At 58.2% G+C, this 11995-nt stretch carries 9 protein-coding genes; 3 read left to right on the top strand and 6 right to left on the bottom strand.

Annotated elements, in window-relative coordinates; genetic code table 11:
* Positions 1–51: 51 nt before the first annotated feature.
* Positions 52–1551, top strand: coding sequence for a MocR-like pyridoxine biosynthesis transcription factor PdxR (pdxR, locus tag AC1D19_RS13425; RefSeq protein WP_477763497.1), 1500 nt, complete (start codon positions 52–54; stop codon positions 1549–1551).
* Between the two features lie 127 nt (positions 1552–1678).
* On the top strand, positions 1679–1876 hold the full coding sequence (locus tag AC1D19_RS13420; protein ID WP_477763496.1) for a hypothetical protein: 198 nt from the start codon (positions 1679–1681) through the stop codon (positions 1874–1876).
* A 23-nt stretch (positions 1877–1899) separates the two neighbouring features.
* Here AC1D19_RS13420 and AC1D19_RS13415 read toward each other — a convergent pair whose 3' ends face one another.
* The 3 genes from AC1D19_RS13415 to AC1D19_RS13405 are packed head-to-tail and all read right to left on the bottom strand — an operon-like array spanning position 1900 to position 6303.
* Positions 1900–5049, bottom strand: coding sequence for an efflux RND transporter permease subunit (locus AC1D19_RS13415; RefSeq protein WP_477763495.1), 3150 nt, complete (start codon positions 5047–5049; stop codon positions 1900–1902).
* Positions 5046–6155, bottom strand: a complete 1110-nt coding sequence (locus AC1D19_RS13410) for an efflux RND transporter periplasmic adaptor subunit (protein ID WP_477763494.1) — start codon at positions 6153–6155, stop codon at positions 5046–5048. The genes AC1D19_RS13415 and AC1D19_RS13410 overlap by 4 nt, the downstream gene beginning before the upstream one ends.
* The gene (locus tag AC1D19_RS13405; protein ID WP_477754083.1) at positions 6088–6303 is read right to left on the bottom strand and encodes a hypothetical protein; all 216 of its coding nucleotides are present in this window, start codon (positions 6301–6303) and stop codon (positions 6088–6090) included. Before AC1D19_RS13405 ends, AC1D19_RS13410 begins: the two co-directional genes overlap by 68 nt.
* A gap of 70 nt (positions 6304–6373) precedes the next feature.
* Between AC1D19_RS13405 and AC1D19_RS13400 the strand changes: the two genes are divergently transcribed.
* Complete coding sequence (locus AC1D19_RS13400; protein ID WP_477763493.1) at positions 6374–7834, top strand: efflux transporter outer membrane subunit; 1461 nt, start codon at positions 6374–6376, stop codon at positions 7832–7834.
* A gap of 105 nt (positions 7835–7939) precedes the next feature.
* Here the strand turns inward: AC1D19_RS13400 and AC1D19_RS13395 are convergent, their stop codons facing one another.
* From AC1D19_RS13395 to AC1D19_RS13385, 3 genes are all read right to left on the bottom strand, one after another.
* Positions 7940–9211 (bottom strand): OmpP1/FadL family transporter, encoded by a 1272-nt coding sequence (locus tag AC1D19_RS13395; RefSeq protein ID WP_477763492.1) that lies wholly within the window; start codon positions 9209–9211, stop codon positions 7940–7942.
* A gap of 199 nt (positions 9212–9410) precedes the next feature.
* Positions 9411–10037 (bottom strand): TetR/AcrR family transcriptional regulator, encoded by a 627-nt coding sequence (locus AC1D19_RS13390; RefSeq protein WP_477754065.1) that lies wholly within the window; start codon positions 10035–10037, stop codon positions 9411–9413.
* Between the two features lie 237 nt (positions 10038–10274).
* Complete coding sequence (locus AC1D19_RS13385) at positions 10275–11792, bottom strand: nucleobase:cation symporter-2 family protein (protein WP_477754066.1); 1518 nt, start codon at positions 11790–11792, stop codon at positions 10275–10277.
* Between the last annotated feature and the right edge of the window lie 203 nt (positions 11793–11995).

The raw sequence follows: 11995 nt of genomic DNA, 5'->3' as shown, positions 1-11995 counted from the left end.
GATAGACTGGCCTGCCTTTGCAGGCCAATTTATTCATATAGGGCAGACCGCATGGCGAAAACCTTCGAGCTCGAAACGCTGAAGATGCGACTCAACGATGCCGAGTTTCAGCTGCTGGATCTGCACCAGCGGATTCAGCGAGCCCTGCGTGCACTGATCCTCGATGGTGCCCTTGACTCTGGCCTGAAGCTGCCGGCGACCCGGGCCCTGGCCAAGACGCTCGGCGTTGCCCGCGACACGGTCGAGAACGCCTATGTGCAATTGCACCGTGATGGCTTCATCGTGCGGCGCGAGGGCTCGGGCAGCTATGTATCCGAGACGGTTGGCACCGAATTGCGCGGGGCTGCGCGCCGGCGCATGAAATTGCAAGACACCAAACGCAGCGAGGCGGCGCCAGGATCGGGCTTGAGCCGGCGCGGCCGGATGATTTTCGACAGTGGTGGAGTTACCGATCAACAGGTGATCAAGGCCTTTGCCACAGGTCTGCCGGAAACCCGCACCTTCCCCACCGATGTCTGGGAACGCCTGCAGCGCCAGGTCATGAAGGACTATCGGGGCAATGTCCTGCTGCATGGCGACCCGCAAGGCGCCGAGCCTCTGCGCAAGGCGATCGCCACTTACTTGAACCTCGAACGCGGGGCCAAATGCTCCCCCGACCAGATCCTGGTGTTGAGCAGTACTCGCCAAGCCCTGTTCCTGTGTGCCCAGTTGCTAGTGGACGCCGGCAAACCGATCCTGCTGGAAAACCCGGGCTACTACGGCGCCAAGAAGGCCTTTGAAACGGCTGAGACCAAGGTCGTGCCCATTGACGTCGATGCACTGGGCATACGCACGGACCTGCTGCAGGCAGACCGCAGCGGCGCCAATTGCGTTTATGTCACGCCTTCTCATCAATATCCCACCGGGGCGACCTTACCGCTGGAACGCCGACTCGAGCTGATCAGCTGGGCGACCGAGCATGGCAAGTGGATCATCGAGGACGACTACGACAGCGAGTTCCACTACGACGGGCTGCCGACCGCGTGCGTGCAGGGCCTGGACAAATACCAGCGCACGATCTACCTCGGTACCTTCAGCAAGACGCTCTATCCGGGGTTGCGGATGGGCTACATGGTGCTGCCTTTCGAACTGGTCAAAGCCTTCACCTACGCGCGCAGCATCATGGACGGCCACACGCCACAGATCCTTCAGCTGACCCTGGCGCGCTTCATGGAAGACGGCCACTACAACTCCCACGTCCGGGCCATGCGCAAACTCTACGCCGGACGCCGTGCAACCATGCTCGATGCCATCGGCAAGCACCTGGACGGCATCGCCACGGCCTTACGCCCCCAAGGCGGGCTGCAGATTCCCTGCCTGCTGGCCGATGGCTGGTCGGAGGAAAAGACCATCCGCCAAGCTGCCAGCGCGGGCGTGCAACTGCCCGGCCTCAGCCGGCTGTACGCCGGCCAGGAGAAGAAACAAGGTTGGCTATTGGGCTATTCGTCCTTGACCGCCTATGAAATCGAAGCGGCCATGCTGCGTCTGGCCAATGCGCTGAGCAAGAAATAGGACAGCGAATGGCTGGCCGAGCTGCAGGGCACCGTGCCCTTTTCTGCGCAACGCTCCGGGACAAACACGTTTCAGGCGCTGTCACGTGCCTACGATGAATGCCACGCGGTAACGCTTGAATAGGCATATGGATGAGCAGCGTTTCACATTCGTGGTAATTGTTCATGGTTTCTTCATTCATGCTCTGCGGCAACATCGTGCGTCCATTCATGGCGGTGTTCCTCTGACCGCGGAAAAAGCTCGACGCTCGAACGCATCCCCTTTTGCAGTAGAACTCATGCAGGGTGAGCTTGCCCGCTCGGACTTCTTCAACAGCCTGGGCTAAAAGCAGCACGCTATGGCCTACGGCTAAAGCTTTGTGGTCAGGTGATCGACGAGAGGACGGGGTGGCGCCCTATCCACCAGGCTTGCCAGCTTATTCGCTGTTTCAGTTTGACCCGAATTGTCAGGACGGATCTTGAACCAGATGGCGTACATCGCTGGCAGGAACACCAGCGTCATGATGGTTCCGACGAACGTGCCTCCGATCAGCGTGTAGGCCAGCGTCCCCCAGAAGACGGAGTGTGTCAGCGGAATGAATGCCAGGATTGCCGCCAGCGCTGTCAGCAGTACCGGGCGGGCACGTTGTACCGTGGCTTCGACCACTGCATGAAACGGGTCCAGCCCTTCTTGCGCGTTGTGATGGATTTGCCCAATCAGAATCAGCGTATTGCGCATCAGAATGCCCGAAAGGGCGATTAGACCGACCAGAGCGTTGATACCAAACGGCTGCTGGAAGATAAGCAGTGTCGGCACCACACCAATCAACCCCAGTGGCGAGGTGAGGAACACCATGATCATCGCCGAGATCGAACGGACCTGCACAATGATGACCAGCAGCGTCATGGCAATCATGATCGGGAATAACGGCAACATCGCTTTACCGGCCTTGCCCGACTCCTCGATGGCACCCGCCTGCTCAATCCGGTATCCGCCAGGCAGCTTGTCGATGACCGGCTGTAGCTCCTTCATGATCACGCTCGAGACGTCCGGAGGCTGCAAGCCTTCGGCAATGTCACCACGCACGGTGATGGTCGGTGTGCGGTCACGACGCCGCAGGACCGGATCTTCCATACGCACATCGACCGCTCCCACCTGAGACAACGGAATCCGCTGACCCGCCGTACCTACCAACGTAAAGCCTTCTATCTTGGCGGGATCGAGCCGGATATCACCCGCTGCGCGACCAACCACCTGCACCGAACGAATGTCCTCACGAACCGCGGTGATCGGTACTCCGGCCAGCAGGAACTGCAATTGCTGCGCGACTGAATTTGACGTCAACCCCACCGCCTCCAGGCGATCCTGATCCAGAGCAAAATGCAGCGTCGGCGTCAGCGGCCCCCAATCGGTGTTGACGGTTCTCATCATCGGGCTCGACTGCAATACGTCCTGTACCTGGCCCGCAATCTCGCGCAACGTTGACGGATCAGGTCCCATCACCCGGTAGGCAACAGGGAATGGCGAGTACGGCCCGAACACAAGCTGAGTCACCCTGACACGCGCTTCTGGGGCAAGTCCCTCGGCCGCCGCTTCGCGGATACGGAACTTGAGGGTCTCGCGCGCCTCCTGGCTGTCCGTCAGCACCACAATCTTCGCGAACGACGGATCAGGGAGTTCCGGCGCCATTGCCAGATAGAAGCGCGGCGCGCCTTGCCCGATATAGACCGTGACGATCTTTGCCTCAGCCTGCTTTTGCAGCCAGGTCTCTATCTTGGCGGTGGTCGCGCTGGTCTGCTCAATGGAGGCTCCATAAGGCATTTGCACTTCAATCAATACCTCGGGACGGTCCGAGGTAGGAAAGAACTGCTTCTTGACCAGGCTCATGCCGAGGATCGCCACGACAAACGAAGCGATGACAGTGCCGGCCACCAGCCATTTGCGAGCGATGACTCGCGTCAAAACCTGGCGGAAGCGGTTGTAGTTAGGGGTGTTGTAGATGGCCGCGTGACCACCCTCGACTTTCTTGATGTTCGGCAACATCTTCACCCCCAGGTATGGGGTAAAAGCGACCGCAACCACCCAGGAGGCAATCAGGGCAATGCCCACGATCCAGAACATGTTGCTGGTGTACTCGCCGGCTGTCGATTGCGCGAAGCCGTTGGGCATAAAGCCGATAGCCGTCACTAGCGTACCGGAAAGCATCGGCGCGGCCGTATGACTCCAGGCGTACGCGGAAGCTTTGATGCGGTCGTAGCCCTCTTCCATCTTCACCACCATCATTTCGATAGCAATGATGGCGTCGTCCACCAGCAGTCCGAGCGCCAGAATCAACGAGCCGAGGGTAATACGGTCAAAGTTCTTTCCAGTGGCCGCCATCACCACAAACACCACGGCCAACGTCAACGGCACAGCCGCAGCGACCACAACGCCTACACGCCAGCCCATGCTGAGAAAGCAGACAAGCATCACCACAAGCAGCGCGACGAAGAATTTGACCATGAACTCGCCGACGGCCGAATCGATATTTACAGATTGATCGGTGACCTTGGAGAGCGTCATGCCCAAAGGCATGCCTTCATTTATCTTGACCGTCTCTGCGTCCAACGCCTTGCCGAGGTCAAGACCATTCCAGCCCTCACGCATCACGATCCCCAGCAACAAGGCTTCTTCACCGTTATTGCGCACGAGAAAGGTTGCCGGATCTTCATACCCACGTTCGATCGTCGCCACGTCGGCGAGTTTGAGCGTGCGCCCCTGAACCGCAATGGGTGTGTCACGAATCTTTTGCACCTTATCGAGGGCGCCATCCAGCCGGAGGAAGACCTGTGGCCCATTGGTTTCGATCGAACCGGCGGGCGTGAGCACGTTTTGATTATTCAGCGCGGCAAAGATGTCCTGAGGAGATACACCCAAGGTGGCCAACCGATCATGCGAAAAGGAAACAAAGATACGTTCGGGCTGCTCCCCAATGATGTTGACCTTCTTCACGCCCGGCACATGCAACAGTTGTTGGCGCAACGACTCTGCATCACGCACCAACAGTCGCTGCGGCTCGCCTTTGGCTTTCAGGGCGAAAAGCGCAAATGTCACGTCCGAAAACTCGTCGTTGACCATTGGCCCGATGACACCCGCCGGCAGCTTCCTGGCCTCGTCGTCGAGTTTTTTACGCGCCTGATAGAACTCCTCCTGCACTTGCGAGGGCGGCGTACTATCGAGCAGTGACACCATCGTGAAAGCAAGGCCAGGACGGGTGTAGGTTTCCGTGCGGTCGTACCATTTCAGTTCTTGCAGGCGTTTTTCAAGTGGCTCTGCTACCTGATCCTGCATCTCCTGTGCCGTGGCGCCCGGCCACGCGGTAATGACCGTCAACTGCTTGACCGTAAACGGAGGATCTTCCGCACGCCCCAGCTGAAAGAACGACAAGATGCCCGCAACGGCAATCAGGAAGATCAGAAACACCGTGATAGAGCGCTCACGAACGGCGATCGCGGAAAGATTGAAGCGCCCCTCGCTCATGGACGACCCCCGGCAACTTTGACGCCATCCTGTTGAGGCAATCTCACCTCTTCACCTTCGCGCAACAGATGTGCGCCTAACGCTACGATCTGCTCGCCGACTTTAAGGTCGCCCGCGACTCGCACTGTGTCGTCGCTCAAGCCCAGGACTTGTACAGGTCGCCAGGCCACCTTCGCCGGTGTACCGGCGATGACCCACACGCCAGTGCCTTGGCCTGGGTCATAAACGGCTGCGATCGGTACTTGCAGCCCCTGCCCTTGCGTGGTGCCCTCAGCGATCCGAAGCGTGACGGTCGAACCTATCGGTGCATTGGCCAGCGCGCCGTCAAGCACATACCGCGCCTCGAAGGTACGTGTCATTCGGTCGGCCGAGTCAGAAAGCAGCCTCAGCTTCGCTGTAACAGCATCCGTGGCATTGCCATAAAGCGTCGCCTGCGCGGTGGATCCTGCTGCGGGGCGCAACGTCTCGGGCAGGTGCACGATCGCTTCGCGCTGCCCTGCCCGCGCCAGTCGAACCACGGGCTGTCCCGGGCTGACAACTTGTCCTGGCTCGGCGAGCGTCTCCACCACAACGCCGTCGGAATCCGCAAACAGCACCGCATAACCAGAAGCATTACGGGCAACGTCAGCCTGCGCGTCTGCAGCGCTGAGCTGCGCCTTTGCGGTATCGGCTGCGGCTTTGATCTGGTCATAGGCCGATGCAGAAATAGCGCCTGCGGCAACCAGACTGCGGTATCGCGCCTCGTCATCTGCTGTCTGCCTGGCTCGGGCCCGAGCCGCTATGACCGACTCTTGCTGTGCTCGCGCCTGCAACCCCAGGTCGATTGGGTCGAGGCGCATGAGTGGCTGACCACGTTTAACGGTCTGACCGGTATCAACCAGACGCTCAAGTACCTTGCCTGATACCCGAAAGCCAAGGTCGCCCTGGACGCGGGCAGCCACTACACCCGTGAAGGAACGCGAGACGTCGGACGAAGCCTGAACAGCAGTGGACCTCACCAAAGGGGCATGCGTGCGTGGATCTTCAACGGTGGATGAATCACCGCACGCCGTCAGGACGAGAGGCAACAAGCAAGCGGCAATAGGGAAAGGTCGAAGCCGGCGCATAGGTTCCCTTACTTAAAAATAGGACGAGCGTCATATTCTCAGCCAGGTGACTATAAGTGTCAATGGTCACAAACCATGAAACATCCAGTGTCTCAAGCTCAACACAGAAACCGCCGTTATCAACGAGGAAAACCAAAAATTTGCTCAAATCGCCTCAATTGACAGAGTGTGACTATTGCGTAATATGGTCACAAACATCCTCTATCGAAGGAATCTCAATGCCGCCCCTCCGTCCCATTGCTCTTTTGGTCAGCGCCGGCTTATTGGCAGGTTGCGCGGTCGGTCCGGACTACCATCGTCCAGAGGCTCCGCTTTCGGATCGTTACCTGGGTCAGCCTTCTGTCGAACAGCGGCGTGGAGCGACGCCGACCAGCCTTGCAGCCTGGTGGGAAGGCTTTGGCGATCCAGTGCTAACCGAATTCATCTCCAAGGCGCTTGAGCAGAATCTGGACCTGGCGCAGGCGTCGGCGCGAGTCACGCAGGCGCGGGCCGGACTAGGTGCTGCAAATGCCGCTTTACTCCCCTCAGGGAACATCAGCGGACAGGCCGCGCGCTCCTATCAGTCAATCGAGACGCCGCTCGGCCAGGTGTTGAACTCAACGCCTGGCAATGATCGGTACGCAAGTTCCTACGAGGCCAACCTCGATGCCAGCTGGGAGGCAGATGTCTTTGGCGGATTGCGCCGCGGACGCGAGGCTGCTCTGGCCGAGTACCAGGCTTCCCAGGCGGGCGCCGCGGCCACACGACTGGCCATCGCCGCGCAGACCGCTGATATCTACATCACTATCCGCGGACTGCAGGCCCGGCTGGACATTGCGAATCGGCAAGTCAAAACGCAGCAGGCGCTACTAGAGAAAGTCCAATTGCTCTACAGCAAGGGGCTCGCCGCCAACTACCAGGTTCGTCAGACCGAGGGGGAGCTATCGCAGGGCCAAGCGACAGTGCCGGTCCTGCAGACCGGTCTGGATGCTGCCATGAATGCGCTGGATGTGATGCTCGGCACGCCACCCGGCACTCACCGCACGCAACTGGCAAGTGCGGGGAGCATTCCTGTAGCACCGCAGTTGAAGGCGATGGGAACGCCGGCCGATTTGCTGCGCCGCAGACCAGATCTCATTGTGGCTGAGCGCCGTCTCGCCGCCTCAAACGCACGCATCGGGGAGGCGATTGCCGAGTACTACCCGAAATTCTCCCTTAGCGCATTGCTGGGCAGTGCCACGGCTGTATCCGCAGGCAACCTTTTCACCAGCGGCGCCAGCCAGTCGGCGGGCGTATTGGGTCTACGCTGGAGACTCTTCGACTTCGGTCGTATTAACGCCCAAATCGACCAAGCCAAGGGACAGGAAGCCGAAACCCTGGCCGCTTACCGTCAGTCCGTGCTGCGCGCCACCGAGGATGTCGAGAACGCGCTCTCCGCCCTGGTGAATCGGGAAGCTCAAGCAACCATCCTCACCGGGGGAGAGGCGTCTCTGACGCAGGCTCGCCAATCGTCGTTCATTGCCTATGAGAAAGGCACGACCAGCCTGATCGATGTGCTGCACGCCGACGAGACGATGCTGCAGGCTTCTGATGCCCGAGCGCAAGCACGAACGGAATCGGCACGAGCGGCGGTTGCGGCATTCAAGTCGCTAGGTGGTGGCTGGCAACCTCTTGAAGCCCAGCCTGTTGCGACACGATGACCTGATAAGGTGACGTAGCACTACAGAAAGGCTCGAGATGTGCACCTAAAGGTCGGGAGGCAACGCGTGCTCCCGACCGGACAGTTATCGTGTAACAGCACTCAACTAGAAACGGTAACTGACAGAAGTACCGAGCCCGCTCGCACTGTTCTTATATTTGGCACTGTATGCACCTCTGGTGGGCGAGGTTTCGTTGACCTGCACGCTCTCCTCCCACAGGTAGGAATAAGCAACATCGATCGTGACGTTGTCCGCCGGAGTCCAGCCAGCACCGAAGCTGATAACCTTCCGGTCGCCTGTAGGAATGCGTGGTCCCCGGTTGGTGTTGTTGGTGGGCGACTGATCAACCGACAAACCTGCGCGAAGTACCCATTGGTTGTTCAGTTGATACGCCGTACCAATAGCGTGAGCCCATGTATCGTGCCAATTCTGTTCTTCGGTAATGGTGCCTAGCGCGCCGCTCAACGCAGGGGGTAAACCTGTGTTCTCGATGGTTAACTCTTTGAAGCGACTCCAGCGAGTCCAGGTGCTCCCCAAGTAGAGGGTCCAGTCGTTATCAAGCTGATGAGTCACCGAGAAATCCACTGACTCTGGTGTATCCACATCCAGCGAAGCGTCATAACTCCGGCCGCTGACCCCCAACACGCTAAAGATGCCGTCAGTGACCTTGGTCTTGGCATCCAATTGATAACTGACCCTGGAATGGTAGGTCATGCCCAAACGGGTTCGGTCTGTAGCCTGCACCAGGATACCGGCGTTGAAACCGAGGGCCGTGTCGTCGCCAGAGCTTTTGAGTTTTCCGTCGTTGCGACCAGGACTGAGTGGGTTGGGCACCATACCGGACAGCTCACCGCTGATACGGTTGATGGTCGGACCGAACCCGATCGAAACTTTGTCGTTAAAGGCATAGCTGATGGTGGGCTGGAACGTAAAAGTCGTGACCTCGCTTTTATTGGCGTAGTAACGCCCGGCAAAACCGCTGCCATAGTCAGTCATCAGACCGAAAGGTACATAAAAACCCACACCAAACGCCCAATGCTCATCGATAGGTTTGACGTAGTACCCCATAGGTACCGTGGTGGTTGGAACCATGTCGCCGTCTTCCTGGCCTCCGAATGTACTGCGGGTTTGGCTTATGTCGGACTTGGCGAAAAGAGTCGCCGCCCCCACGCTGACCTGCTCTCTTTTCAAGCGAGACATTCCCGCGGGATTACCGAAGACCGTGCTCGCATCTTCAGCGGAGGAGGCGCGACCGGCAAACCCGGATCCCATCCCACTGATGCTTTGTTCATTGAGAGCGAAGCCGCTTGCAAAAACGTTTGAGGATGCGAGCACGACAGCAAGGCCCAATGGGCTCTTGAGCAATATTGTTTTCATTGTTTGAACTCTATGGGTATCACTGAGATGAAACAGTAGAAGCGACGCATCCCCATACTTATTCATGTGACCAATTCAGTCAATAGTCACAAAGCAGATAAATAAAATGCCCTTCGACGGATGGGAAGAAGGGCAAAGTGAAAAGCCGTTTTGATGATCTGGTGCTTACCCGGGTATGCCGTAAACCTTTAGCCGAGGGTCAAGGCATGAGGCTACGCAAGATGAGGTTGGAGGTGAGCGTGGGCGCTTCCTCGACGAAATCGAGGTTGTACTGCAGCAGCAAAGGATTGACGAATGGCCGCAGCGCGAGATGTATCGCTTCTACTGTCTCGTCCAGTGGAGTCTTGCGTTCAAATTCGCCAATTTCTCGCCCTTCCCGCACGATTTGCAACACGAAGTGTTTGATCTGTGCGTCATAAACCTGCGAACTGGGCCAGCTTTCCGACGCCGCGAACGCTGCAATGTCATACAGTTTTCGGTCGTTGAAGAACAGATTCACACCTGTGGCGATCACAGTTTTGACCAAGCGTCGAAAGCGCTCCGTCGGCGACAGGTCTTCTACATTGATTGCCTGCTCCACAGCCGCGACGATTTCTGCCAGACAATTTGCGCAGATGGCTTCACCGATCGCCTGCTTGGAATCAAAAAATTTGTAGATGTAGGCCTTTGAAAACCCGATGGCCTTTGCCAGGTCGGAAACCGTGGTTTTGCCGTAGCCGTACTGACTGAAATGTTCATTGGCCGCCGCGACAATCTGGTCTCGAATGTCGTGATCGGCTGGGCCACGGGGGCTGGGCGAAGATGAAGATTTTGATGGCTGATTCATGAGCACAGCTTACTCACCCTATCGAAGACTGACAACTTGTGACCGATTAGTTTTATAGTCACAAATCGACCGTTTTGAACGACTTTTCCGAGCGATCACACATGCTGCGGCCCTGTTCATGGGGTATCGAAAGGATCAGGGGCTTTTTTGTAGTTTTTCATAAAGTCAAAAGATCGCAGCCTGCGGCAGCTCCATGTAGGAGCTGCCGCAGGCTGCGATCTTTTGATCTACCAGCCTTTAGACATGCTCACTGCTTTTCGCGTGCACCGCCCGTGGTTCTGCCACGCCGTGTTCCGATTCCAGCACCGGAATCTCCTTGCCGTCGCAATCGTGCAGTTTACCGTCGCTGAAGTAGTCCCCTTCGCGCAACGCCGCCAGATCCTGATAACGCAGCACCCGCTCGGTACCGGCCGCAAACACCGATTGCTGGTCAGAGTTACCGGCGGTGAGATGGTTGAAGGTCAGGTTCAGCACGATAGCCATGATCGCTGACGAGCTGATGCCCGAATGGAAAATGGTCGCGAACCAGCTTGGGAAGTGATCGTAGAAGTTCGGCGCCGCGATCGGGATCATGCCGAAGCCGATGGAAGTGGCGACAATGATCAGATTGACGTTGTTGCGGTAGTCGACCTTGGACAAGGTCCGAATGCCGCTGGCCGCGACGGTGCCGAACAGCACGATGCCGGCGCCACCCAGTACCGAGGTCGGCACGGCGGCGATAACCCGGCCCATGAACGGCAGCAGGCCGAGGATCACCAGGAACAGACCGCCAGTGGCCACCACGTAGCGGCTCTTGATGCCGGTGACCGCCACCAGGCCGACGTTCTGGGCGAAAGCGCTCTGGGTGAAGGATCCGAAGATCGGCGCGAACATGCTCGACAGCATGTCGGCACGCAGACCGTTGCCCAGGCGCCTGGAATCGACCTTGGTGCCGATGATCTCACCGACGGCCAGAATATCCGCCGAAGTTTCCACCAGCGTCACCATCACCACGATGCACATCGACAGGATCGCAGCGAAGTGAAAGGTCGGCATGCCGAAATGGAACGGCGTCGGGAAGCCGAACATCGGGCCCTGGGTTACAGACGAGAAATCCGCCATGCCGAGGAACACCGCGATCACCGTACCGATGACCATGGCCAGCAGAATCGACAGGCGGGAGATGGTCGCACTGCCGATTTTGCTCAGCAGCAGCACCAGCACCAATGTCACCGCCGCCAGACCGATGTTCGCCATGCTGCCGAATTCCGGCGCGTGGCTGTTGCCGCCCATAGCCCAGCGCGCGGCTACCGGCATCAGCGTCAGGCCGATGGTGGTAATCACGATCCCGGTCACCAGCGGCGGGAAGAACCTGGTGATACGCGAGAACACCGGGGTTATCAGCAACCCGATCAGGGACGCCGCTATCACCGCACCCAACACCGACTGAAACCCGCCCTCCCCGCCACTGCTGACAATCGCCACCATGGTCGCGACGCCGGAGAAGGACACGCCCTGTACCAGCGGCAATTGACAACCAAAAAACGGTAAACCCAGGGTTTGCAGCAACGTTGCCAGCCCCCCCGCAAACAATGAAGCAGCAATCAACAAACCGATGTCCGCCGGCGAGAGCCCGGCCGCCTGGCCGATGATCAATGGCACCGCGACAATACCGCCATACATGGTCAGAACATGTTGCAGGCCATAAGCCATATTCGCGCCGATCCCAAGATTTTCGTCCTCGGGCCGTTGGTGTGAAACATGGGGCGTTTTCATGGTAGGGGGTTCCCTGGTTTTTGTTATTCGCACACTGTATGCAATAGTCAGGACAAATGTCTATAGAGTTGTATACAACTTATCAGTCACAAAATGGATACCTGTCCATTTCCACCTGCTACCCACCCTCCAGGCCCCGCCAAAAAACCTTGAAATACATCCCTCCCTGTCCAAACGCGGGTGCTGGCTAGTCTTTCGAATTC

Source organism: Pseudomonas sp. P1_C12 (assembly GCF_056406435.1).
This window is presented reverse-complemented; position numbering and strand designations above follow the sequence as displayed.